This is a genomic window from Sphaerisporangium dianthi, from assembly GCF_042654065.1.
Taxonomy (GTDB): domain Bacteria; phylum Actinomycetota; class Actinomycetes; order Streptosporangiales; family Streptosporangiaceae; genus Sphaerisporangium; species Sphaerisporangium dianthi.
Window position 1 is genome coordinate 1 of record NZ_JBHSFP010000051.1, and the last position, 22,715, is coordinate 22,715.

The window sequence follows — 22,715 nt, forward strand, 5'->3', positions numbered from 1 at the left end:
AGCCGTACGTCTACATCGACCTGTCCGGCTGGTCGCCGAAGTACTTCCCCCCGCAGCTCGTGCGGTACGCCAACACGCTGCTGAAGGACAAGGTGCTCTTCGGCTCCGACTACCCCATGATCACCCCTGACCGCTGGCTGGCCGACTTCGACGAGCTCGAGATCAAGGCCGAGGTCCGCCCGAAGATTCTGAAGGACAACGCCGTACGCCTGCTCGGGCTCGGCGCCCAGGAGAGGACGACAGAGGTATGACCACCACGGCGTACGGGCTCGACGAGATCAAGGCGCTGGCCGGCGCGGATCTCGGCCACAGCGGCTGGCTGGAGATCACCCAGGACCGCGTGAACACCTTCGCCGACGCCACCGACGACCACCAGTGGATCCACGTCGACCCCGACAGGGCCAAGGACGGGCCGTTCGGCGGCCCCATCGCCCACGGGTACCTGACCCTGTCCCTGGTCATCCCGCTGTTCGGCGAGCTGCTCGACATCCAGGGCGTGAAGATGAGCGTCAACTACGGCCTGGACAAGGTCCGCTTCCCCAGCCCGGTCAGGGTCGGCGCCAAGATCCGCCTGGGCGCCACCGTCGCCTCGGTCGAGGACGTTCCCGGCGACGGCCTGCAGATGCAGCTCGATCTCACCGTCGAGATCGAAGGCGCGAGCAAGCCGGCCTGCGTCGCCCGCGCCATCTACCGGCACTACGCCTGACCCCCGGCGCGGGCGCCGTCCTCGCCGTCCTCGCCGGCGCCGCGGTCCGCCCTCGTCGGCGATCCCGTACGGCCGGCGTCACGGTGGCGCGCATGAGCCGGTGACTCCGACAGGGGGCAACCCATCGGCCCGAGCCATCGCGGACGGTGTTCGCAGCGGATCGCCACGAATGCGGACGGGCCGCGGACGGTGCGTACGACCGTCCGCGGCCCGCTAGGACCTCACGTCAGCTGCGCAGGGTCCAGCGCTGGTTGTTGCCGCCGTTGCAGGCCCAGAGAATGAGCTTGGTCCCGTTGGCCGTGCCGGCCGCGTTGGCGTCCAGGCAGAGCCCGGACTGCACGCCGGTGATGGTGCCGTTGGAGTTGACGTTCCACTGCTGGTTCGTCTGGCTGTTGCAGTCCCAGATGATCACTGTGGTGCCGTTGGTGGTGCCCTGTCCGTTGGCGTCCAGGCACTTGTTGCCGTACACCTGCAACTGCTTGCCCGAGGTGTAGGTGAACCGCTGGTTGGTGCCGCTGCCGCAGTCCCAGAGCTGCGCCTGGGTTCCGTTGGTGGTGCTGGAGTTGGGGATCTCGGCGCAACGGTTCGACTGGGCCCCGACGATCTGCACGTTCTGCTGGCCGCCTCCGCCGCCGTTTCCTTGCCTGACGAGCGACTTCGACTCGGCCGATCGATTCCCCTGGGCGTCGACGACGTAAAGCCGGTACTCGCCGTTCGACGTCGGAACGGCGATGGAGGTCGCGGTTCCGCTCGCCCTGGTCATCGTGTTGCCGGCGGTGAAGGACGTCGTGCCCAAGGGAGCCAGCCAGACCGTCTTGCTCGCGTCGCCGGTGCTCCGGATGGGAATCGATGTCACACCGGCGGCGACGAAAGTGCTGGCAGGCAGGACGTAGTCCGGCAGAGAAAGATTGCTCTGGGGGATGATGCTCCTGTAGGCATCCTCGAGTCCGGAGTTCACGGCGATGGCATAGGCCGGCGCCGGCCAGACATAGTCGGAAGAAACGATGATGTCCTGGATCGTGCTGTTAGGCAGGTTCTTGTTGGAGACCTTGTTGATAGGTCCGTATGTCTGCGTGACGCTCAGATCATGCTTACGCCCGAAGTCGTCGGAGTTGAGCATCCACGTGACATTCTTGTCGATGCTCAGGACATTGTCGCGGAACGTGATGTACGCCGAGCCTTCGTCCGGGTGGAGTCCGTACTTGTGGCCGGACGGGACGCCCTGCAGATAGTTGTTGGTGATCGTGGTTCCCGGCTGGCTGCCCAGCGTGTAGATGGGAGCCGTATCACTCAGGCGCTGCACCGTGTCAATGATGTGGTTGTAGCTGATCGTGTTGTTCTTCGCCGTGGTGGTCGGCCGGTTGGGCGCGATCGAGCCTGACGACCCGTCGAAGTTCCACCACCCCCAGCCGAGCGTTATACCCGACCACGGGGTCTTCTCGATGCGATTGCGCTGGATGGACAGGCCGTCGGCGAAGTACGCCGAGATGGCGCTGTGCCCGTTGAACAACACAGCACTGTCGTAGATGTAGTTGTTCTTAATCTCGATGTTCTTGGGCGCGCCCTCGACCTGAACGGGATACTTCTCGCGATTCGTCGAGGTGTAGTCCCCGATGTAGACATGCTGGGGATGGCCCACGGCGATGGCGGATCCGGCGATGTCGTTCGTGTAGTTTCCGATCAACTGCGTGTTCACCACGTCGTTGACCATGTTGATGCCGTCGACGCCGGTGTGCTGTACCCGGTTGCCCTGCAGGAGGAGCCCGTCGGCGTTCTCGATCTGGATGATGCCGGGCGCCATGTCGACATTGCGGTAGTAGTAGGCGTGGAAGTTCTGCTTGGCATATGCCTGCGCGCCGAGATTGCCCTGCTGGGCCTGCTTGAACACCGAGCCGGCCACGTTGAACAGGTTCCAGTCGGAGTGCTGGACCGTGAGGCCGGAGAACGTGATGTTGCGGGCGCGGGCGCTCGTGGAGGTGCCGGCGACCCGCAGAAGCGTGGACACGTTGTTCGGCGCGTAGACCGACGCGGTCGCCATGTCCTCGGAGCTCGCCTTGTAGTAGTACAACGTCTTGCTCGTCTTGTCGAAGAAGAACTCGCCCGGCGCGTCCAGGAACTCGTAGGCGTTCATGACCTTGTGGGTGCCGCCGGTCTGGGCGTTCCCGTTGAAGGCGCCCTGGGCGATGGCCGCTCCCGGCTGCTGGAACGTGGCTATGCGGTTCGCGCCGTCGGAGGTGACCTGCCGGACTCCCACGATGGCCGTGGTCCAGGTCGTCCCCGTCTCTATTTCGATGTCGTCCTGATTGCCGGCGATGGCCGGAAAATCATTCAGGCTGTACTTCGATGCCGCGCACTGCGAACCCGACTCCCACGCCCACGACGCCTGCCCCGCCGTGATGTTGTAGGTTCCGGAGCACCCCGCCGAGCTTATCGTCTTCGAAGCCATGAACGCCCGCTTGTCGTTGACATAGAGCGCACGGAGCTTGTTGCTGCGATTCAGCGGGGCTTTCCAGATGTTACCGCTGTGCTGCGTCCACCCGGTTACCCGAACGCCTCCGCTGAGGATCGGCGTCTCGTTCTGGTAAGCGGCGTATATGACCCGGTAACCATTCGTGCCGGAGTCGGCCGGCGTGAAGTCGATCGTGCTGCCGATCGAATAGTCGCCACCGCGGAGATACACATAGATGTCGCCTGTCATGTTGGCGTTCACCGTGCGAACGACGTTCCGCGCGCCCTGCAGCGTCCTGAACGGCGCCGTGATCGTCCCCGGGTTGGCGTCGTCGCCGTCGGGGGCGACGTAATAGGTCGCCTGGGTCGCCGCCGAGGCCGGCGTACTACCTGCGAAGGTCGGCAGCAACACTGCGGCGACGAACACCGCAAGCGCCGCTAACGCCTTCCCAGTGGTGGACAAGGCTGACTTCACGCTCTGTTCCTTTCGCTGGTTCCGAGCGGAGTGTTCGCCGCGCGATCACCCCGCCGTGGCAGAACTCGCCGGTGAGGCCGAATGTCCCTGCCGCGGGATGAGCGGTGCCGGCCGGTTCGCGCGCCGAGCATGCGCCACAGGCGGCCCATGGGTCCTCCAGTACGCGAAGGGCGTGCTCGCCGGCGCCGAAGGAGCCCTGGTCGTCCTCCCCGGCACCGCGACGACGAGAGTCACCGCCGCCGGGGCGCGAGAGGTCTCCTCATAACACGCCCTCAAGAATCCGTGGCAGACATGGGATTACCATTTCGGAAGGTCATGACATATGACGTATGGCGACTGATGTCTGCGGGTAATGTGCCATTAACATGGGATGTCTTGCAACAGTCGATGGAACGGGGGAAGGCACCCCTTCGTCCACCCCCGCGCCGCGACGCCGGGTGATCTTCCACGCGCCGGTGGACTCCCCGCAGGTCGCGGAGGGACCCGCCGGTCATCCCTACATCACGACGCGGCGGCTCCTGGGCTCGATCTGCCAGGTCAAGGGCCGGTGTCTCCGTCACCGCGCCGGTTGCCGTCGCCCCGGCGCAATAATCCACGCGGCGCCCGCGACGCACCAGACCCCCGCAAGGCCGACCCGCACCCCAGGCAGGCCGAGGGAGGAAATCACATACATCAGCAGCGATGAATCACATCCACTGATGTAACTTTCACCAGCGACCCGATCACATCCACCGGCTCACGCGGCCACCACCGGTCACGGAGAACGCACCGAGGCACCGACCGCCCAACGACAGCGCGCCCTGCTCGGAGACGGGCGAAGCGAACAAGCCGGCCTGTGGGCCGAAAGACCCCCGCGTGATGGCACCGTCCGGCCTGTGCCCCCCTCGTAGGTGGCACCCCAGCCCCTTCCAGGGCCCGGCCACCCGGCCCGGGCTCTGGCCCGCCGGAGGGGCCGACGCCTCGCAGGCCTCTTGGCGTCGCAGGCGAATGCGAGCATCATGCCGTCATGGTGGTCTTGGACTGGGCGCTGCGAGGGCTGATCCTCCTGCTGACCGGACTGGGGTTCGTCGGGATGTTCATGACGCTGACGTCGCCTCCATCCATGTGGGGAAAGCAGACCAAGGAGGAACATCGCGGCGGTCTCTACCTCCTTATCTCAGTACTCGGCGTCCCCCTGGCGCTGTGGCTGTGGATTGAATTCTTCGTGTCCTGTGAAGGTTGCGGGTAGCGGCGTGGATCGCCGAAGTCGAGTCGATCGCCCAACCGGGTACTCGATTCCGCCTCAAGCCCTGAGGGATTCCGAACACCCGACCCATCCGTCGATCAAACGTGCTCGCTGGTCGGACCAGGACCAGTAGGCAAGGATCAGGATATAGAGATGGCGATTCTCGTGGATGGCACCCCAAAGACGCGTTAGCCGGCGCGGTTGAGACGGGTGGCGTTGTCGTATGACTCGTGGGCGTCGAGCAATTCGTCCCAGTGCTCCTCGGCCCAGGCGCAGGCGGCCGCCAGAGGCTCGAGCATGCTGCGGCCCAGCGGAGTCAGCTCGTACTCGACATGCGGGGTGTTCTCGGCAAAGACGGTGCGCTTGACCAGGCCGTCCCGTTCGAGGGACCGCAGCGACTGGGTGAGGACCTTGGGGGTGACGCGGCTCAGCGGCACGCGCAGCTCGGAGAACCGGCGCGGCCCGTGCTCGAGGCAGCGGATGATGAGCGCCGCCCACTTGTCACCGAACCGGATCGGATTGAGCGAGGACGGGCACAGCTCGTCGAACATATCGGCGGGCAGGGGTTCACTCATGGCCTCACGATAACCGGTATCCCGGCGGTAACCACGGCCCTCGATAACGTCCGCGCACCGGCCGGCGCACACGGCTCCGGCATGGGTGAGAGAGGCGAGTACCCATGAACATCGTCATCTTCGGTGCGGGCGGCAGGGCCGGGCGGCAAGCGGTCGCCGAGGCGCACCGGCGTGGCCACCGGGTCACCGCCGTGGTGCGCGACCCCGCACGCCACGGCGACCTGACCGGCGCGAACGTCGTGGCGGGCGACGTCATGGACGCGGTGAGCGTCGAGCGGGCGGCCGGCGGGCAGAACGCCGCCATCAGCGCCGCGGCGGACCTGTCCATGCCGCCGCACGACTTCTTCACCGCGTCGTCCCTGGCCCTGGCCGCCGGCCTGGCGAAGGCAGGGGTGCGCCGCCTGGTGGTGGTCGGTCTCGCCTCGATCCTGCCCGGGGCGTCCGGAGCTCCGCTGATGGACGAGCCCGGCTACCCGAACGAGTACCGCTCCTTCTACCTCGGCCACGCGGCGGGTCTGGACCGGCTAAGGAGTTGCGACCTCGACTGGGCGTACGTCGCCCCGGCAGGCGACTTCGACCATGACGGCACGCGCGTCGGCCGGTACCGGGTCGCCGAGCACGGCGACCCGGACGATCGGATCACGTACGCGGACTTCGCGATCGCGCTTCTCGACGAGATCGAGGCGCCCCGCCACCACCGCGCCGCCGTCAGCATCCAGGAGGCGTGATGCCCGAGGTCCACGACAGCCCGAACGTCTGGGTCGCCGAGCACATCCGCCGTTTCGAGGAGACCGACGGCCGACCGCGGCCGGGTGTGAACGACCTGCTCCTGACGACCCGAGGCCGGAAATCCGGCGAGCTGCGCCGTACCGCGCTCGTCTACCAACGTGACGGCGACCGCTACGTCCTCGCGGCCTCCAACCGCGGCGCGGACCACCACCCGGCCTGGTACCTCAACCTGCTCGCCGACCCGTACGTCACCGTGCAGGTCGGTACGGAGACCTTCCCCGCACGCGCGCGCCCCGCCACCCCGGCAGAGCGTCCACACCTGTGGCGCCTGATGGTGTCGGCCATGCCGGAGTACGCGGCCTATCAGGAGCGGACCACCCGGGAGATCCCCGTGGTTCTCCTGGAACGCGTCCATGAGCGGTGCGCCCCGAAAGTGCCCTGAAGGTGCCCTGATCATGGAGGGCATGGGTTCCGACGCTGGTCAGGGAAGTGACAGCGGGCGAGTCGGCCTGTAGGCCGGGTTCTCATTCGGCCTGCTCGTGACCTGCACGCCCATCAGCGACCGGGCCAGCCGTGCCGGACGGGTCCCTTGCGTAGTTCCTGTTCCAGCGCGGCGAGTTGCCGTTCGCCGAGCCGGAGCAGGGAGACCGGCCCGTGCGAGCGCAGCGCTCCGGCCCCACCGGCTCGCCAGTCCCTCTTCCAACGCTGAACGGACCGCAGGCTGATTCGCGGGTCCCGGGCGATAGCCGTGCTGGATTCATCACGCGCGAACCGCTCGGCCGCCTGCAGTCGTAGTCGTTCGCGGAACGCTCTTCGCTCGGCGGACAACCCTCCGCCTTGTGCGTGCCTCATGACGTCGGTCTACCCGGTGATCAAGGCTCATCAGGAGCTATGACACCACCAGTTCAACCTCAGTAACCGAGAGGTCGGGCAGCCGGCCAGAACTGGATGCGGAACTCCTCCAAACCCTCCGGGTAGCCACCGTCGTCATCGTCCTCGTCGTCATATGCCTCATCCGATGAGAAGTAGACAACGGCCTGGCTCGCCTTCTTGATCCGCTGGGCGCGGACCGACCACAGGGCGGCCGGCTCTCCAAGGTCGAGGACCGGGCCGCCGTTGCCCATGGAGTTGCCCGCCCGAACCCGGCCCGAACTGCTGCGCATCGGCTCAGCGGCGGTCCCCGCCTGACCCTCCGGGTCGGCAGGCGGCTCGCCGTCCCACAGTTCGAGCGCGACGTCCGCTGTGTGGTGGTAACCCTGGCGGCTGCACACGATTGCCATGTTCTCCGTGGCGGCGAACCAGGGGTCACCCTGTCTCACCAGCTCGTACAGCTCTTCCGGGGCGAGCGCGGCGGACGAGAAGGAGAGCCCGTCGAGGTCCATGACGGTGAATGAGCCATGCATCACTAGGAATGGACCCGCGACGCGCGCAATGAGCTTTGACATGGTTCTCCGTAAACGTCACGCCGACACAGCTTGACGCAAGGATAGGCCGAGCGCCCAGCGGTGATCCGCCGGGCGCTCAGTTTTCCGCTATGGCCCCGGGTCCACGAGGTTCTCCGCGGCGTTGTAGAGATGCGGGATGAAGTTCTCCTTGTAGAGGATCCGGTCGTTCATGGAGAAGCGCCCGAGCCCCGCGAGATGGTAGGTCGCCCCCCAGTTGGTGTTCTGCTGCTCGGGGACCAGTGACATCGAGACCGCCACTCCCGGCTTGTAGGGCGCGCCCTTGTCAGCGGGCTTGTTCGCCTGCCAGCTCACCCAGGAACCCTGGCAGGTGCTCTGGAAGGGATACTCGTCGCACTCCTTCAGCGCAGTGTCCCAGGGGGCGGCGCCACCCTTCCAGCTGGACTTGTAGTCGATCGCGCATATTCTGAAGGATCGACAGTAGTTCCGCGATGCCCGGTTCTTGATGACGTTCGCCGTGTTTCGACAACCGTAGAGGTTTACCTGCCTGGTCTCGAAACCAGAGATTCACGGAAGCTACTTCATGAACAAGACCTGGAGGCGAAACCGTCTGCGTAACAGTGACAGTGGACACGGGACCAGCAGCTGGGATCGGACTTGCCACCGGCCAACGCCATGTAATCAGGGTCACAACAGGCGCCGGACGGCTTGACCTCGGGCGGACGGTTTGGCATCCCTCGTGGTGGCCGGTGAGGAGATGACCACGTCCCTGAAGCTTCCGAGCGGGCGCGTACGGCCATGGACCAGGCGTTCGCGAGGGCGATCCGTAAGGCCAGTGGTTAATCATGTTCGGGGAGATCGGCCAGGTCGACGATCGCGATCAGGTCGAACTCAGGCGGATCATCGGCGGGCCAGAATCGGATCAAGACCGCCAAGTTCTCTCGCGGTTGGATCGTCACGACGGGGAGAGTCGGCTGATCATCGGCAAGGTCTTTGGTGCTATGCCATCGACTGTTCCATGTCCCATCAACGATCGTGCGCAGGAGCTCACAGATGAGTTCGCGATCGCCTTCCTTCGGTCGGTGCGAGTTCCACCACTCTTCGAGCACATGCTGACTCTCTGGTGCGAGCCGCAGCTCCCCCATGGTCACTCCGTGAGTCGGTTGAGCACCTCTTCGACGTTGAGCGTGCCTTCCGGGCCGCGCGGACCTCGTGGGGCGTTCTTCAGCGCTTCCGCGTAAGCCGGAATACTGCGTAGACGAACGGTTGCAAGCAGATTCTTAGCGAAGTCGACAAGGTGGTCAATGTCGCTGGTCCGGTCGTAAGCCAACACCGCGCGGTACGAGCTGCGGATGAGTTCCCTCTGCTCAGAGGGGCGGAGCCCATCAATCGTCTCCATGGCACGCACGACCGCAGGATCATCGTGGGAAACAGAACCGGGTGGGGAGAATTTGTCCATCATGTCTCTCCGCTTCGTTGCCTGACTTCCTTTTGGGCCTTGTGCGCAATACGTGGCCAGTGGTGTTCCCACAAGATGAGAAGTGGCCAGAAGCGGACAGTTCCCAAACCAAGCACACGTCATCGAACACGCATTCGACTCGACGGTACGCCGTTCTGCGAGCCGATGCCAGCGGTCCTCGAGCCACCATGGCGCACGAACGCTGGTCACGGCTCCGTACCAACCGAACCGGTCGGGCTGCCAACCCGGGCGGGCCGCCGGGCGTCGTCAACGATCCTGCGCGGCCCGACTGTGCCCTAGATGTGCCCTGATCATGAACAGCGAGGGTTCCGACGCTGGTCAGGGAAGTGACAGCGGGCGAGTCGGCCTGTAGGCCGGGTAATCACGACCCCTCCCTGAGGGACAGAGAGGCTACCTGCACCGGACTGTGAAGGGCCTGGTCAGAGGGAGGTTTTCCCTCCCCTCCCCTTCCGGTCCGGTGTCGGCTGTTCCGGGGTTCTACGGCTGACCGTGCTGACCCAGTGCTGACCCTGCTGACTCTCCCCCGCCCTACGGCTCTCAGCTGTCGCCAGCGCCTCCCTGAGGCTGTCTGCCACCCGCTGTGGGCTACCTCGCTGGGATCAGGGACACACGAGGCGACGACTTCTTGATGCCCTATTGCTGACCTGCGACCCCGGGGGGTTTAAGCCGTTCGCGCGGTAGAACCTACTATCGCCTCAAGGAATTTTTTCGTATATGGGACCCGCTCAGGCTTAGGACCCATTCTGCTGGTCCTCGTCCGCTACGCCTTCACGAGGAACAACAAAGGAGCCCATACCAGGCTCAGTACGGATCAACCCGTCAACGCGTAGCGCCCTATGAACCTTCTGCCCGGTAGCCGTGGCTATGCCGTACTCCGCTTGTAGCTGGATCACTGAAGGCACCTTGTCGCCAGGTCGGAGCTGGCCACTCTCGATCTGGCCTCTGATGATCTCGTAGACCTGCCTCCATCGCGCCTGGTCCGGCTTCCATTCGATCACTCGGTCAACCGTAGGAAGCTGTAGCAGATCAGCCAACGGATAGTATGCCTAGCATGGCATAGCATGCTTGACCTATCATCAAGCCATGACCCTTCCCGAGAAGGTGCGGAAGATCCTGGTCAACCTTGAGGGTCGTCAGGTTTCCATTCCGGCTACCGAATGCATCGTGTACCTCGCTCAGGCGTACACAGACCCATCCAACCCATTTCCCACTCATGTCCACGTAACCAGCCATTTGGGCAATGCCTGGACCTTTCTCCGTCAAAGCATCACGGCCGGAGGATACGGGCATGTCGTGGCATTCGATGTGACCCTCCCCAATCGGCCACACAAGTTGAAATGCCTTGGCCGAATCGACGGTCCCACCAGGGAACCGGTAATTCCCTGACCGGGCCCCCCTGGAGTTCAACCTCCTCCCCCATAGGCACCCACCAGACACACTTCTGGTGGGTGCTTTTTCTATGCCCTCAAAGAGCCATATCGGCTGGCCGGGAATGGGAAACACCAGAAGGGACTGTCGGTAGAGGCAAGGCGATGCAATTGGGCATCGCCGATCGGCAAGGGGAAAAGATGGGTACACATCCCCAAATTAGAGGGCGTAGCCCCCTAATTATAGGGTTTTACCCTATCCCTAGAAGATCACTGTAAGTAGACACCTATAATACTTAGTGTATATACAGGTAGGTATATGGCGGCCATCCAAGGCCGCCCATCCAGGTAGGTAGGTAGGTAGGGTAACGATAGGGGCGACCCTGAAGGTCGCCCTACTCCTAGCCCTTCCCTAAATTCTTCTGCCGTCCAAGAGGCCGCCTTGGGGGCGGCCTAGAGACAATAGTGGGTAAAGGGGGGAGAGGGTTACCGAACCCCCCATTAGGGGTAATCCGGTAACCGGTAATCGTTCAAGCTGCCAGCGGTCCAACCAGAGTCCAGTCACCCCCGTCCTGACGGACCAAGGACGTCCATTCCGGCTTAGAGAGGTTGGGTGGGGTCTTCATACGGAACCGTTTCGCCAATCTCTCTTGCACCTCCTTCTTAGTTGTCACGCCCTGACAGTTCTCCGCGATCCATCTAGCTTTCTCGGCTCGGTCGTTCATCACGGCAGTGCTACGCTCCCGCGCCTTACCCCTCAACTCCCGCCCATCCTTCTCCTCAAGGACTTTGAACCGGGGCACATCGAAGTCTGGAGCCATGAAGGTGACCATAGACGTGTCAGCCCACTTGCCCTTTACCCTTGCCGTCCATATACCAGACTCGGCGCGGGACAAGAAGATGTTCATTCGGGAATACCCTCGAATTGAGGTGTGCCCCATGGGGAGGTCAGACTTCCCATTCTGACCTCTCTTCTCAGATGAGTGGGCAAGAACCAGTGCAGGGATGTCCTTCCGAGTGAACTTCCGTACTCCATCGAAGAACCTTGCGACAGGCGGCCCATCGTTGATATCCCCGTCGATCATCTGGGAGAGCACATCGAAGATCACCATGTCATGCCCATGGGCTTGAATAGCCGCGAATAGCCGATCCCACATTCCGGCATCCTTCATGATTGGCATCTGGTAGAACCGCACCCGCTCTCCATACCCTTCGGGCAGCACACGCCGAATCCGTTGAGCGTACTCCGCATAAGCTCGATCGTCCGACCAGCAAACTGCCACAGTACGAGTGCCGTTAACCGTGCGTCCAAGGAATGGTTCTCCGGTTACGAGTGACTTGATTAGCCCTGACGTCATGAGCGACTTGCCCGCATCAGGCTCTCCATAGAGCAGGGTCGTTCCAGTGGTGATGACGTCCTCGACCACAAAAGACTCCTCCATCTCTGCCGCCTGAGACGCCTCGTCCAATGACATCGGCTGGAACTCTCCCCCGTTGACGTACTCGTCCACCTACTCTTCTTTCCTTCCGTTGATGGTGTTTGCACCCTTGCCTAGGCTCGCCCGTCTGGCTATGAACGACCATCCATCCACTTGTCAATCTCGCTGAGCCGAAAGCGGTATTGATTGCCGACCTTGCGATGCGGAATCCCCCGCCTGATGACGTTGTCGTAGATCCAGGAGGTTGGCTTCCCAAGGTGAAGGGCGACCTCCCTGGTGCCGACCCATCGCTCTTGAGTTGTCTGAATCTGGGCATGCGTCATCGCCGTACGTGCCATGTTTCCCCCGGTTGTTGTTTCATCCGCCCGTGTCCAGAGTCTAACACTTGGCACCTGCCACCCGCCGTGTATCAGGTGGTACTGTAGGTACATGATGACCGACCACGACCCCAAGATCTGGGGCCTTCGCCTGCCGGAGAACTGGCACATCACCGACGTTCACGAGGGACAGCCACTGACGCTGACCGGGATCTATTTCGTGCTCGGATGGAGGGTTGCCGTCTATGCGAACCTCAATGCCCCCTGGGACGGGCCTGTCGGCTTGCAGATAGACGTACGAGACGAGGAAGGGATTGGGAGTGCCATTGAGTCTGACGGGATCACCGTGGACGTACTCCGCTCCATACCGCTAGGCGAGGCACGGAAGGTAATAGCCGACATCTCCAAACAGGTACGAGAGAGGGCCGGGAAACCCCGACTCCCTGAACTTCCCCGCAGGCTTGAGACACCCCACCATTACGCCGTCGTGGCTCAGGCGTACATCCAGGCCGTGGAAGCCGGGAGGAAGAATCCGATCCTCTACCTCTCCGACCTTTGGGGAATAAGCAAGAACACCATGGCCGCTCGAATCAAGAAGGCGAGGGAGATGGGCCTTCTCTCCGGAGAGGAAGGGAAGACCGCCGACCGCCTCACCGACAAGGCCCGGGAGATCCTCAATGGCGTCAATCCCGATGAACCCCCTTACTGATTCCCCAAATAGCCCCACAAGGCCCCACGGTGGCCAGAGGGGAAGGCGAGGGGTTTTCTGGTGGCCGGGTACCCCACGTCAAGGAAAACGTCTCAGATTTGACTACAGGGCCACACAGGGGCATTCCAGAGAATGCCTGGTCATCCAATACTTCATACAGGAGGTGATTACCTTGGCGACGGTGTTCAAGAAGTGTGACTGTTCCAACAGAGGGCGCTGTGACCACAGGTGGACCGTCAGGTATCGGGAGCCTGGAGGCAGGGCAGCCAAGCAGAGGGAGAAGTCTTTCCGTCTCAAGAGCGAGGCCGAGGCGTTTCAGGCCAAGGTGGAGAACGAGAAGAACCAGGGAACGTATTCGGACCCAAGCCGAGGAAGGGTCACCTTCAAGACGTATGCCGACGGGTGGATGGCGGATATGCCTCATCGGCCTTCTACGGCGGACACCTACACTCGGCATCTGAGGAACCACATCTATCCCGCGTTCGGGAACAAGCCTCTCAACACCATTCGTACCAGCACCGTTCAAGGTTGGGTGAAATCCCTGACCGAGAAAGGACTAGCCCCTTCAACGATCGAGACGATCTACAACATCTTCGCCAGCATCATCAGAGGTGCCGTGAAGGATGACCGCTTGGGGAAGTCCCCTTGTCTGAACATCAAGCTTCCCGACGTTCACCCGACCAAGGTGAGTCTTCTTTCCCCAGAACAGGTCAAGGCTCTCGCCGATGCCGTTCCCCCTCGGTACAGGGCCTTGATCCTGGTCGCGTTCGCTGCGGGTCTAAGGCAGGGAGAAGCCCTTGGCCTATGTCAGAGTCGCATGCTGTTCCTCAAACGGAAACTCAGGGTCGATCAGCAGGTCACCCTTACGGGGGACAAGGAAGACGGCTCCAAGGGCACCAGGCCCACTCTGAGCGCCCCTAAGACCAAGGCCAGTGTCCGGGAGGTGCCCCTTCCCCGGTTTGCCTTAGAAGCGCTCTCAGCGCACATCAAGGACTTCCCTCCCAAGGCCGACCTTCTCTTCGGCACCGTGAGGGGTAATCCCATGAGGCGGGACTACTTCAATGACAAGGTCTGGAAGCCCGCCCTCAAGAAGGCGGGACTCCCTGAGGACACGACCTTCCATGACCTGAGGCATTCCTTCGCCAGCACGGCTCTCGCTGAGGGAGTCCCGATCTCGGATGTCTCCAAGTGGTTGGGACATGCCTCGATCACTGAGACCGTAGACACCTACGGGCACCTCGTGCCTGAAGCCGACAGCCGTGTCCGCTCTGCTCTCGATGGGGCCTTCAACCGGTCTTCCGAGAGTGATGGTGCTGACAAGGTGCTGACTCTTGCTAGGTAGGGATCAAGGAATCCCATGCTCAGAAGCGTGAACAGCGGGCGAGTCGGCCTGTAGGCCGGGTTTTGTCCTTTGCTGGCGCAAAGGGGCGACCATCCATCTAGGACCGCCGTTGCCGGCGGCCTCAAGCGGTCTACCCGCGCGACTCGGGCGGGTCACCCTCGAACGCCGCGCGCGGAGCCTCCGAGGAGACCCCTTCTTGACCTTGCTCCAGGTGGGGTTTACCAAGCCGCCCACGTCACCGTGCGCGCTGGTGGTCTCTTACACCACCGTTTCACCCTTACCTCCCCCGGAGGAGAGGCGGTCTGTTTTCTGTGGCACTGTCCCGCGGGTCACCCCGGGTCGGCGTTACCGACCACCTTGCCCTGTGGAGCCCGGACCTTCCTCGGCGGGGCCACGAGAGCCCCGACGCGGTCGCCCGGCCGACTCGTCCGCTGTCGTCCCAGTCTAACGGATCACAAGTCGCCTCGAACCCGGAGACGGGCACGACCAGGCCAAATGGGACGGGTACGACGGTGAGTCCCGGGCACGGAGACGTGGTCGCGCCTGTGGCGGCTCCGGTTCGGGGACCTTTCCGCGGTCCGGCCGGGCTGCGGCGAGGGTCAGCGGAGGTGGGCGGTGTCGTTGAGGGATCTGACCAGTTCTGGGCCGTCGGGGAAGTGGTCGACGGTGGACAGTGACGCCACGTCGAGGTGCATGCGGTAGAGCGCGGCGGGGGGCGCGAGGAGTGCGAAGCGCAGCAGCAGCTTGATGGGCGTCACATGCGAGACGACCAGGACGTTCTTGCCCTTGTGGTCGAGCAGGAGTCGTTCCTTGGCCGCCTGGACGCGCAGGGCCGCCTGGTCGAAGCTTTCGCCGCCGGGCGGCGCCACCGAGGGGTCGGCCAGCCAGGCCGCCAGCTCGGCCGGCCAGCGGCGCTGGATCTCGGTGAAGGTGTGCCCCTCCCACTCGCCGAAGTCGACCTCGCGCAGCCCGTCGTCCACGGTGACCTTGAGGCCGGTGCGGGTGGCGACGGCCCCCGCGGTGCCCTGGGCGCGCCTGAGCGGGGAGCTGACGATGACGTCGAGTTCGTACGGCGGGCGGGACAGCCGGGCGGCGGCCGCCTCAGCTTGAGCGACGCCTTTGGAGGTCAGCTCGGGGTCGCCGGTGCCGGAGAAGCGGCGCTCGACGGAGTACGGCGTCTCGCCGTGCCGCAGGAGCAGGAAGGTGGTGGCGGCCCGCGCAGGGCCCATCCATCCGCTGCCGGTGCCGCTCGCGGTCGCCGTGGACCCTCCGGCCGCCTTGCCGGCCGGTGCCTCCGGCGGAGGGCCGGCGAGCGTTGGGCGCTCACGTGGTCCGGTGGCGGCGGGCGTTCGGGGCTCACCTGGTCCGGTGGCGGCGGGCGTACGAAGCCCGCGTGTTCCGGGGGCGGTGGACGTCTCGGGCCCGCCGGCGTCGGGTGCCTCGTGGGGGCGGGCGGTGGGGGGCGCCGGTTCGGCGGGAGGAGCGGTGAGGCCGGCGTGCGGAAGGCCGCCCTGCCAGCGGCGGCCCTGGGCGGCGGCGTCCATGGCCTCGTTGGCCAGGCGGTCGGCGTCGCGGTTGCGTTCGCGGGGGATCCACTGCCAGGTGACGCGGAGGCGGCCGGCGAGCTCGGACGCCTCGCGGGCGAGCGGCCGAAGCCCTTCGTTCTTGATCTTCCAGCGGCCGGCCATCTGCTCGATGACCAGCTTGGAGTCCATGCGGACCTCGACCGCGGCGCCCTCGCCGCCGAGCGCGAGGACCGACCGCAGGCCGGCGATCAGGCCCTGGTACTCGGCGACGTTGTTGGTGGTGACCCCCAGGGCGTCGGCCGCCTCGGCCAGCACCTGGCCGGCGGTGTCCTTGACCACCGCGCCGTAGCCGGCGGGGCCGGGGTTGCCGCGCGAGCCGCCGTCGGCCTCCATGACGAGGTTCACGGCCGCTTCCCTGGGGTCGTGGTCACAGGCCGGACTCGGGGGTGCGGACCAGGATTCTGCGGCACTCCTCGCAGCGGAGGACCTCGTCGTGGGCGGCGGCCCGGATGCGGTTGATGTCGGCGATGGACAGCGACACCTTGCAGCCCTGGCAGCGTCCGCCGTGCAGCATGGCGGCGCCGACGCCGTACTGGCCGCGCAGCTTCTCGTACAGGGCGAGCAGGTCGGCGGGGATGTCGGCGGTGATGCCCCCGCGCCGGCCCTTGGCCTCCCCGCTCTCCTTGTCCAGCTCGGCGAAGGCGACGTCGCGCTTGTCTTCGAGGGTGGACAGGCCGGCGCCGATCTCGGTGCGCTCGGTCGCCAGGCGGGCCACATCGGCCTCGGCGGCCTCCCGCCGCTCCATGATCTCAAGGACGACGTCCTCGAGGTCGCCCTGGCGTCGGTGGAGCGAGGCGATCTCGGACTGCAGGTTGGACAGGTCCTTGGGCGAGGAGACCTGGCCGGAGTCCAGGCGCTTCTGGTCGCGCTCGGCGCGCACCCGTACGGCGTCGACGTCGGACTCGGCCTTGGACTGCTCGCGGGCGAGGTCGCCGACGCGGGTCTCGGCGTCGATCATCTGGGTGGCGATGCGGGCGAGCTTGGCGGCGCGCTCGTCGATCTCGGCCAGTTCGGGGAGCGTGCGGCGGCGATGCGCCAGCCTGTCCAGAACGGCGTCGAGCTCGGCCAGCTCGAGCAGACGCTTCTGTGCTTCAGGGGCAGCTTTCACTTATTCCTCGCACTGTGCTGTTGTCGTCCAGGCGTCGGTGACCGTCTCGGAAACGCGCGTCTCCACATTAATCCCCTTGGCGGCCAACCTGGACGTGAGAATCTCGGCGGCCTGCGGCAGCCATGGCCATTCGGTCGCCCAATGGGCCGCGTCGATCAGGGCGGGGCCGCCCGCGAAGGCCCCGGTCTCCATGAACTCGCCGGCCGGATGGTGCCTGAGGTCGGCGGTGAGGAACACGTCGACGCCCGCTGCCGCGGCCGTGCCGAGCAGGGAGTCGCCGGCGCCGCCGCTGACGGCGACCGTTCGCACCGGGCGGGACGGGTCGCCGGCGACCCGCAGGCCCCAGGCGGTGCGCGGCAGGCCCCGCGCCGCCTGGGCGGCGAACTCGCCGAGGGACGTGGGCGCGGCGAGTTCGCCGACGCGTCCGAGGCCGCGCGCGGGGTCGTCGGAGGACGGCCGGAGGGGACGCAGCGCACCGGTGAGGCCGACCGCCCTGGCCAGGGCGTCGGAGACGCCGGGATCGGCCACGTCGGCGTTGGTGTGCGCGGTGTGCAGGGCGATGTCGTGCTTGATCAGCCGGTGGATCAGCGCGCCCTTGGCGGTGTCGGCGGCCACGGTGGTCGTCCCGCGCAGGAACAGCGGATGGTGGGTGACGATGAGATCGGCTCCCCAGGCCACGGCCTCCTCGGCGACACCCGCCACCGGGTCCACAGCGAACAGGATCTTTCGTACAGGCTGGGCGGGGTCTCCGCAAACCAGGCCTACAGCGTCCCAGGGCTCCGCCCAAGCGGGGTCATACGTGGATTCAAGTTCCGCGATGATCGCGGACAACGCTGTCGGGGACACGTGCGCAGACTACCGGCACGATCTAACGTGAGGACGTCCTGACACCCGGAGGGCTGGCGAATGGCACCAACGGTAGCGATCATTGGGGCGGGCTTCGGCGGGCTCTGCATGGCGATCCAGCTCCGCAGGGCGGGGATCACCACCTTCACCGTCTTCGAGAAGGCGGGCGGCCTCGGCGGCACGTGGCGCGACAACACCTACCCCGGTGCGGCCTGTGACGTGCCCTCCCACCTGTACTCCTACTCGTTCGAGCAGCATCGCGGCTGGACGAGGCGCTACCCGGCCCAGCCCGAGCTGCTCGCCTACCTGGAGCACTGCGCCGACAAGTACGGCGTGCGCCCGCACCTGCGGCTGAACACCGAGGTCACGGCGGCGGCGTTCGACGAGTCCGCCGACCGGTGGCTGGTGACGACGGCCGACGGCGAGCGGCGGCCGTTCGACGTGGTGGTCTCGGGCGTGGGCCAGTTGAACCGGCCACGCCTGCCCGACATCCCCGGCATGTCGTCCTTCCAAGGGCGGAGTTTCCACTCGGCCCGCTGGGACCACGGTCACGACCTGGCCGGCCGCCGCGTGGCGGTGATCGGCAACGGCTCCTCGGCGGCGCAGTTCATCCCCCGCGTCGCGGCCATCGCCGGTCACCTGGACGTGTACCAGCGCACGCCGAACTGGGTGATCCCCAAGGTGGGCGAGGTGTACGGCGAGCGCCAGAGGTCGGCCTTCCGGTACGTGCCGTTCCTGCAGGCCGCCGACCGGGAGCGGATCTTCCGGTTCCTGGAGACCGTCATCTTCCCCGCGCTGGTCGACGGCTGGAGCAGGGGCCTGGTCGCCAGGCGTGCCAAAGAGCACCTGGAGCGGCAGGTGACCGACCCGGTCCTGCGTGCCAAGCTGACGCCGGGCTACCCGATCGGCTGCAAGCGCATCGTCATCGACAACGACTTCTATCCGGCGCTGACCCGGCCGAACGTGGACGTGGTCACCGACCCGATCGCCCGCGTCGTCCCGGGCGGCGTCGAGACGGCCGGCGGCACGGTGCGCGAGGCCGACACGCTCATCTACGCGACCGGCTTCCACTCGACCGACTTCCTGGCGCCGATCGAGATCACCGGACGGGACGGCCACCTGCTGCACGAGGTGTGGAAGGGCGGCGCGGAGGCGTACCTGGGCATCGCCGTGCCGCGCTTCCCCAACCTGTTCCTGCTGTACGGGCCGAACACCAACATCGGCCACAACTCGATCATCTTCATGATCGAGTCGCAGGTCAGGTACATCATGGGCTGTCTGCCGCTGCTGCGGGCGCACGGCCCGATGGAGGTGCGGCCGGCCGCCATGGACGGCTGGCGCCGGGCGCTCGACGCCGCCATGGCCCGCACGGCGTGGACGGCGAACTGCGACAGCTGGTACAAGAACGACGCGGGCAAGGTGACCAACAACTGGCCGCGCCCGACGACGGTGTACCGCAGGATCACCCGGGCGCCGCGCCGCGAGGCCTACCGGTTCGGGTGACCTCCGCCGCACGCGAGGCCCGCCGTTCCTGGCGCCCTCCGCCGCGCGGCAAGGCCCGCCGGTCCGGGGACCTCCGGCGCACGCAGGTGGCGCCTCGTCCCCCCTCTCGCCCTGCCCTGCCGTCCGCGCGTCGCCCGCTCCCCCGCTCCTCGTCCCTCCCCCTGGATGCCGGTCGACCCAACGTGCGTATACGGTCGGATCGAGGAGCGAGGGAGCGGCGGCGACCGCCGGTCGGGGAGGATCCACACGTGTACGCAGACCTGCATCGGGACGCCATCGTGGCGGACACCCACAACGACCTGCTGATGACCGTCTCGGCCCGGCCGCCCGAGACCTGGGCCTCGTTCTTCCGCGAGCAGTGGCTGCCGCAGCTGCGCGAGGGCGGCGTGGACGTGCAGGTGCTTCCGGCGTTCATCGACGTCCAGTTCCGCCCTGAGGGCGCGCTCCGGCAGACCCTGCGCATGATCGAGTGCGCTCACGCGCTGGCCGAGGGCAACGGCGACGAGGTGAGCATCTGCCGGGACGGGCGCGAGATCGACGAGGCCCTCGCGAGCGGCAAGATCGCCCTGGTCATCGCCCTTGAGAGCATGCCGGGCCTGGACGCGAGCGTGGAGCTGCTGCCCACCTTCCACCGCCTCGGCGTCCGGGTGGCGTCCATCGCCCACTGGGGACGCACCCCGCTCGCCGACGGCAGCGGCGAGGACGCCACCGGCAGCCGGCTGACCAACCAGGGCGTCGCGGCGCTGCGCGAGATGGAACGGCTCGGCATGGTGTTCGACATCTCCCACCTCGGCGCGTCGGGCGTGGCGCACGTCCTGGAGATCGCCACGCGGCCGGTCATCGCGACGCACTCCTCCGCCCGCGTGCTGCGCGACCACCACCGCAACCTCACCGACGACCAGCTGCGGGCGGTCGCCGCCGGCGGCGGCGTGGTGTGCGTCAACTTCCTGGCGGCGTTCCTGTCGGAGAAGCCCGAGGGGTACACGATCGAACGGCTCGCCGATCACATCCTGCACATCGCGGACGTCGCCGGCGTCGACCATGTCGGTCTCGGCCCCGACTTCATCCGCGAGGTGCTGCTCGACCTGACCCCGCCCTGCGAGTCCTACAGCACGACGGGTCTGGACACGCTCGCGACCATTCCCGGCCTGGACGGGCCCCGGGGCATGCCTCTGGTCACGCGTGAGCTGCTCAGGCGCGGGCTGGCCGAGGACGACATCCGCAAGATCCTCGGCGGCAACGTCATGCGGCTGTTCCGCGCCGAACTGGGGCGTCCCGCCGCGGCGGAGGGCGGCCCGGTGGCGTCCGGCGTCTCCGAGCCAGTGCGGTGAGCGAGCCGGATCACTCCGCCGCGCTCCCCGGCGCCCGGCGGCGGCACGAGACCGCCGCCGCCCAGTACGAGGAGGCCGCCCGGCGGGCGGGCGTCCAGGTGCGCGAGCTGCGCGAGATCGCCGAGTTCGAGCAGGTCGTCGAGCTGTTCGACGGCATCTGGACGACCGAGCCCGGCCACGCGCCGACGAACGTCGAACTCATGATCGCCTTCTCCCACAGCGGCAACTACGTGAGCGGCGCGTTCGGGGACGGCGGCGACCTGGTGGGGGCGAGCATCGGGTTCTTCGCGGCGCCCTCGGGCACGGCGCTGCACTCGCACGTCACCGGCTGCGCCCGCGGCCGGGGCATCGGATACGCCCTCAAGCTCCATCAGCGCGCCTGGGCCCTGTCCCGGGGGCTCGGCGTGATCACCTGGACCTACGACCCCCTGGTTCGCCGCAACGCGTACTTCAACATCGCCAAGCTCGGCGCCCGGCCGCGGCGGTACCTCCCGTCCTTCTACGGGGCCATGGAGGACGCGATCAACGCCGGCGACGAGTCCGACCGCCTGCTCGCGGTCTGGCGGCTCGGCGATCCGGAAGCGGAGGCGGCCTGCGCGGGTGCGGCGCGCCCGCCGGCCGTGCCCGCGGGCGCCGTGGTGGCCCTGGCCGAGCAGGACGGCCGTCCGGTCGAGGGCCGCGTGGAGGGCCGGGTGCTGCTGATCGGCACGCCCCGGGACGTCGAGACGCTCCGGCCCCGCGACCCGGCGACGGCGAAGGCGTGGCGGCATGCCGTGCGCCGCGTGCTCGGCGGCCTGCTCGGCGAGGGCGCCCGCGTGACCGGGTTCACCGCCGACGGCCACTACATCGTGGAGCGGCCGTGACGGCTTTCCGGACGTGCGGGCCCGCGCGGGGCCCGTCGCCGACGTCGCGGCCGGGCCCGCCGCGTTCGGCGGCCTGCCAGGCGCGTAGTGCGGGACCGTCGTGGCCGGCCCTGTCGTCCGCGGACCGATTGGAGCGAACGTGAAGATCACTGGCGTGGAACTGCGCAGGGTGGCGATGCCGCTGGTGGCGCCGTTCCGCACGTCGTTCGGCACCGAGACCGAGCGCGACGTGCTGCTGGTCAGGGTGGTCACCCCCGAGGGCGAGGGGTGGGGCGAGTGCGTGGCGATGTCCGAGCCGCTCTACTCCTCCGAGTACGTCGACGGGGCCGCCGCGGTCATGCGCCGCTTCCTGGTGCCCGCGCTCGCCGCGCTGCCGAGCGCCGGCGCCCATGTCGCCGAGCGGGCGCTGGCGCCGTTCAAGGGCCACCGGATGGCCAAGGCCGCGCTGGAGACTGCCGTGCTGGACGCCGAGCTGCGCGCGGCGGGCACCTCGTTCGCGGGCTTCCTCGGCGCCTCCCGCGACCGGGTGCCGTGCGGGGTGTCGGTCGGCATCATGGAATCGACCCCCCGGCTCCTGGACGCGGTCGCCGGGTACGTGGACGAGGGCTACGTGCGCGTGAAGATCAAGATCGAGCCCGGCTGGGACGTGGCCCCGGTACGGGCCGTGCGCGAGCGGTTCGGCGACGACCTGATGCTGCAGGTGGACGCCAACGCCGCCTACACCCTCGCGGACGCCCGGCACCTGGCGGAGCTGGACGCCTTCGGCCTGCTGCTCATCGAGCAGCCGCTGCCCGAGGACGACCTTGTGCAGCACGCCGAGCTGGCGCGGCGGCTGAGCACCCCGATCTGCCTGGACGAGTCCATCGAGTCCGCGCGCGACGCCGCGGCGGCGATCTCGCTCGGCGCGTGCTCGGTCGTCAACGTCAAGCCGGGGCGGGTCGGCGGCTATCTGGAGGCGCGCCGCATCCACGACCTGTGCCGGGCGCACGGCGTCGCGGTGTGGTGCGGCGGCATGCTGGAGACGGGCCTCGGCCGGGCGGCCAACGTCGCGCTCGCCGCGCTGCCCGGTTTCACGCTGCCCGGCGACACCTCCGCCTCGCGCCGCTACTACGCCACCGACCTCACCGAGCCGTTCGTCCTGGACGAGGGGCACCTCGCCGTCCCCACGGGCCCGGGGCTGGGCGTCGACCCGCTGCCGGACGTCCTGGCGGAGGTCACGACCTCGACGGAGTGGCTCCCCCTCTGACGCCGCCACGCCGAATG

The 22,715-nt window shown here is 66.7% G+C and carries 24 protein-coding genes, 1 other RNA gene and 1 pseudogene; 11 read left to right on the forward strand and 15 right to left on the reverse strand.

Going from position 1 to position 22,715, the window contains the following annotated elements; translation table 11 throughout:
• Window positions 1-251, forward strand: a 251-nt coding sequence (locus ACFO60_RS38040) for an amidohydrolase family protein (protein ID WP_380851376.1), incomplete at its 5' end; no start/stop codon positions are given.
• Window positions 248-706: a MaoC family dehydratase gene (locus ACFO60_RS38045; protein WP_380851379.1), complete on the forward strand. Its 459-nt coding sequence runs from the start codon at window positions 248-250 to the stop codon at window positions 704-706. The genes ACFO60_RS38040 and ACFO60_RS38045, both read left to right, overlap by 4 nt.
• A gap of 226 nt (window positions 707-932) precedes the next feature.
• On the opposite strand, the gene ACFO60_RS38050 is transcribed toward ACFO60_RS38045, so the two are convergent.
• The gene (locus ACFO60_RS38050; RefSeq protein WP_380851382.1) at window positions 933-3,629 is read right to left on the reverse strand and encodes an RICIN domain-containing protein; all 2,697 of its coding nucleotides are present in this window, start codon (window positions 3,627-3,629) and stop codon (window positions 933-935) included.
• A 1,006-nt stretch (window positions 3,630-4,635) separates the two neighbouring features.
• Here ACFO60_RS38050 and ACFO60_RS38055 point away from each other — a divergent pair.
• Window positions 4,636-4,857, forward strand: a complete 222-nt coding sequence (locus tag ACFO60_RS38055; protein ID WP_380851384.1) for a hypothetical protein — start codon at window positions 4,636-4,638, stop codon at window positions 4,855-4,857.
• Window positions 4,858-5,042: 185 nt separating this feature from the next.
• On the opposite strand, the gene ACFO60_RS38060 is transcribed toward ACFO60_RS38055, so the two are convergent.
• Window positions 5,043-5,429 carry a winged helix-turn-helix transcriptional regulator gene (locus ACFO60_RS38060; RefSeq protein WP_380851386.1) on the reverse strand — a complete coding sequence of 129 codons (387 nt, stop codon included), beginning with the start codon at window positions 5,427-5,429 and terminating at the stop codon, window positions 5,043-5,045.
• Between the two features lie 104 nt (window positions 5,430-5,533).
• On the opposite strand from ACFO60_RS38060, the gene ACFO60_RS38065 reads away from it, so the two are divergent.
• Complete coding sequence (locus tag ACFO60_RS38065; protein WP_380851389.1) at window positions 5,534-6,157, forward strand: NAD(P)-dependent oxidoreductase; 624 nt, start codon at window positions 5,534-5,536, stop codon at window positions 6,155-6,157.
• Entirely contained in the window at window positions 6,157-6,600 is a 444-nt protein-coding gene (locus ACFO60_RS38070) for a nitroreductase family deazaflavin-dependent oxidoreductase (protein WP_380851392.1), read from the forward strand. The genes ACFO60_RS38065 and ACFO60_RS38070 overlap by 1 nt, the downstream gene beginning before the upstream one ends.
• Window positions 6,601-6,713: 113 nt before the next feature.
• Here ACFO60_RS38070 and ACFO60_RS38075 read toward each other — a convergent pair whose 3' ends face one another.
• The 9 genes and pseudogenes from ACFO60_RS38075 to ACFO60_RS38110 all read right to left on the reverse strand — a co-directional run bounded on the left by ACFO60_RS38075 (window position 6,714) and on the right by ACFO60_RS38110 (window position 12,335).
• Entirely contained in the window at window positions 6,714-7,010 is a 297-nt protein-coding gene (locus ACFO60_RS38075; RefSeq protein WP_380851395.1) for a helix-turn-helix domain-containing protein, read from the reverse strand.
• Window positions 7,011-7,069: 59 nt separating this feature from the next.
• Window positions 7,070-7,540, reverse strand: a complete 471-nt coding sequence (locus tag ACFO60_RS38080) for a hypothetical protein (protein WP_380851398.1) — start codon at window positions 7,538-7,540, stop codon at window positions 7,070-7,072.
• A 150-nt stretch (window positions 7,541-7,690) separates the two neighbouring features.
• Window positions 7,691-7,915 (reverse strand): hypothetical protein, encoded by a 225-nt coding sequence (locus ACFO60_RS38085; RefSeq protein WP_380851401.1) that lies wholly within the window; start codon window positions 7,913-7,915, stop codon window positions 7,691-7,693.
• A gap of 15 nt (window positions 7,916-7,930) precedes the next feature.
• A pseudogene (locus ACFO60_RS40890) lies at window positions 7,931-8,128 on the reverse strand (hypothetical protein); the annotation flags it as partial.
• Between the two features lie 272 nt (window positions 8,129-8,400).
• Window positions 8,401-8,706: a hypothetical protein gene (locus tag ACFO60_RS38090; protein ID WP_380851404.1), complete on the reverse strand. Its 306-nt coding sequence runs from the start codon at window positions 8,704-8,706 to the stop codon at window positions 8,401-8,403.
• A gap of 2 nt (window positions 8,707-8,708) precedes the next feature.
• Window positions 8,709-9,023 carry a hypothetical protein gene (locus ACFO60_RS38095; RefSeq protein ID WP_380851406.1) on the reverse strand — a complete coding sequence of 105 codons (315 nt, stop codon included), beginning with the start codon at window positions 9,021-9,023 and terminating at the stop codon, window positions 8,709-8,711.
• 749 nt (window positions 9,024-9,772) lie between these two features.
• Window positions 9,773-10,039, reverse strand: a complete 267-nt coding sequence (locus tag ACFO60_RS38100) for a GntR family transcriptional regulator (protein WP_380851409.1) — start codon at window positions 10,037-10,039, stop codon at window positions 9,773-9,775.
• Between the two features lie 899 nt (window positions 10,040-10,938).
• A complete protein-coding gene (locus ACFO60_RS38105; RefSeq protein WP_380851412.1) occupies window positions 10,939-11,919 on the reverse strand; it encodes an AAA family ATPase in 981 nt (326 codons plus the stop codon).
• 59 nt (window positions 11,920-11,978) lie between these two features.
• Window positions 11,979-12,335, reverse strand: a complete 357-nt coding sequence (locus ACFO60_RS38110) for a helix-turn-helix domain-containing protein (RefSeq protein ID WP_380851415.1) — start codon at window positions 12,333-12,335, stop codon at window positions 11,979-11,981.
• On the opposite strand from ACFO60_RS38110, the gene ACFO60_RS38115 reads away from it, so the two are divergent.
• Window positions 12,277-12,873: a hypothetical protein gene (locus tag ACFO60_RS38115; protein ID WP_380851418.1), complete on the forward strand. Its 597-nt coding sequence runs from the start codon at window positions 12,277-12,279 to the stop codon at window positions 12,871-12,873. The genes ACFO60_RS38110 and ACFO60_RS38115 overlap by 59 nt on opposite strands.
• A gap of 181 nt (window positions 12,874-13,054) precedes the next feature.
• Window positions 13,055-14,215, forward strand: a complete 1,161-nt coding sequence (locus ACFO60_RS38120) for a tyrosine-type recombinase/integrase (RefSeq protein ID WP_380851465.1) — start codon at window positions 13,055-13,057, stop codon at window positions 14,213-14,215.
• Window positions 14,216-14,250: 35 nt separating this feature from the next.
• Here ACFO60_RS38120 and rnpB read toward each other — a convergent pair.
• The 4 genes from rnpB to ACFO60_RS38140 form a co-directional block, all read right to left on the reverse strand.
• Window positions 14,251-14,642, reverse strand: an RNA gene (rnpB, locus tag ACFO60_RS38125) — RNase P RNA component class A.
• A gap of 172 nt (window positions 14,643-14,814) precedes the next feature.
• Window positions 14,815-16,134: a bifunctional RNase H/acid phosphatase gene (locus ACFO60_RS38130; RefSeq protein WP_380851468.1), complete on the reverse strand. Its 1,320-nt coding sequence runs from the start codon at window positions 16,132-16,134 to the stop codon at window positions 14,815-14,817.
• A 34-nt stretch (window positions 16,135-16,168) separates the two neighbouring features.
• The gene (locus ACFO60_RS38135; protein WP_380851421.1) at window positions 16,169-16,909 is read right to left on the reverse strand and encodes a zinc ribbon domain-containing protein; all 741 of its coding nucleotides are present in this window, start codon (window positions 16,907-16,909) and stop codon (window positions 16,169-16,171) included.
• On the reverse strand, window positions 16,910-17,755 hold the full coding sequence (locus ACFO60_RS38140) for a Nif3-like dinuclear metal center hexameric protein (protein WP_380851424.1): 846 nt from the start codon (window positions 17,753-17,755) through the stop codon (window positions 16,910-16,912).
• Window positions 17,756-17,815: 60 nt separating this feature from the next.
• Here ACFO60_RS38140 and ACFO60_RS38145 point away from each other — a divergent pair, with 60 nt between their 5' ends.
• The 4 genes from ACFO60_RS38145 (at window position 17,816) to menC (ending at window position 22,698) form a co-directional block, all read left to right on the forward strand.
• Window positions 17,816-19,258 carry a flavin-containing monooxygenase gene (locus ACFO60_RS38145; protein WP_380851427.1) on the forward strand — a complete coding sequence of 481 codons (1,443 nt, stop codon included), beginning with the start codon at window positions 17,816-17,818 and terminating at the stop codon, window positions 19,256-19,258.
• Window positions 19,259-19,506: 248 nt separating this feature from the next.
• The gene (locus ACFO60_RS38150; protein WP_380851430.1) at window positions 19,507-20,589 is read left to right on the forward strand and encodes a dipeptidase; all 1,083 of its coding nucleotides are present in this window, start codon (window positions 19,507-19,509) and stop codon (window positions 20,587-20,589) included.
• Window positions 20,586-21,452 carry a GNAT family N-acetyltransferase gene (locus tag ACFO60_RS38155; RefSeq protein WP_380851433.1) on the forward strand — a complete coding sequence of 289 codons (867 nt, stop codon included), beginning with the start codon at window positions 20,586-20,588 and terminating at the stop codon, window positions 21,450-21,452. The genes ACFO60_RS38150 and ACFO60_RS38155 overlap by 4 nt, the downstream gene beginning before the upstream one ends.
• 139 nt (window positions 21,453-21,591) lie before the next feature.
• The gene (gene menC / locus ACFO60_RS38160; RefSeq protein WP_380851436.1) at window positions 21,592-22,698 is read left to right on the forward strand and encodes an o-succinylbenzoate synthase; all 1,107 of its coding nucleotides are present in this window, start codon (window positions 21,592-21,594) and stop codon (window positions 22,696-22,698) included.
• The last annotated feature ends 17 nt before the right edge of the window (window positions 22,699-22,715 follow it).

What these genes read in the sequence shown, in the direction of transcription:
- ACFO60_RS38045 (WP_380851379.1), top strand. Translation starts at nt 248, where the DNA reads ATGACCACCACGGCGTACGGGCTCGACGAGATCAAGGCGCTGGCCGGC.
- ACFO60_RS38055 (WP_380851384.1), top strand. Translation starts at nt 4,636, where the DNA reads ATGGTGGTCTTGGACTGGGCGCTGCGAGGGCTGATCCTCCTGCTGACC.
- ACFO60_RS38060 (WP_380851386.1), bottom strand. Translation starts at nt 5,429, where the DNA reads ATGAGTGAACCCCTGCCCGCCGATATGTTCGACGAGCTGTGCCCGTCC.
- ACFO60_RS38065 (WP_380851389.1), top strand. Translation starts at nt 5,534, where the DNA reads ATGAACATCGTCATCTTCGGTGCGGGCGGCAGGGCCGGGCGGCAAGCG.
- ACFO60_RS38070 (WP_380851392.1), top strand. Translation starts at nt 6,157, where the DNA reads ATGCCCGAGGTCCACGACAGCCCGAACGTCTGGGTCGCCGAGCACATC.
- ACFO60_RS38075 (WP_380851395.1), bottom strand. Translation starts at nt 7,010, where the DNA reads ATGAGGCACGCACAAGGCGGAGGGTTGTCCGCCGAGCGAAGAGCGTTC.
- ACFO60_RS38080 (WP_380851398.1), bottom strand. Translation starts at nt 7,540, where the DNA reads ATGGACCTCGACGGGCTCTCCTTCTCGTCCGCCGCGCTCGCCCCGGAA.
- ACFO60_RS38090 (WP_380851404.1), bottom strand. Translation starts at nt 8,706, where the DNA reads ATGGGGGAGCTGCGGCTCGCACCAGAGAGTCAGCATGTGCTCGAAGAG.
- ACFO60_RS38095 (WP_380851406.1), bottom strand. Translation starts at nt 9,023, where the DNA reads ATGATGGACAAATTCTCCCCACCCGGTTCTGTTTCCCACGATGATCCT.
- ACFO60_RS38115 (WP_380851418.1), top strand. Translation starts at nt 12,277, where the DNA reads ATGATGACCGACCACGACCCCAAGATCTGGGGCCTTCGCCTGCCGGAG.
- ACFO60_RS38110 (WP_380851415.1), bottom strand. Translation starts at nt 12,335, where the DNA reads ATGTGCCAGTTCTCCGGCAGGCGAAGGCCCCAGATCTTGGGGTCGTGG.
- ACFO60_RS38130 (WP_380851468.1), bottom strand. Translation starts at nt 16,134, where the DNA reads ATGGAGGCCGACGGCGGCTCGCGCGGCAACCCCGGCCCCGCCGGCTAC.
- ACFO60_RS38145 (WP_380851427.1), top strand. Translation starts at nt 17,816, where the DNA reads ATGGCACCAACGGTAGCGATCATTGGGGCGGGCTTCGGCGGGCTCTGC.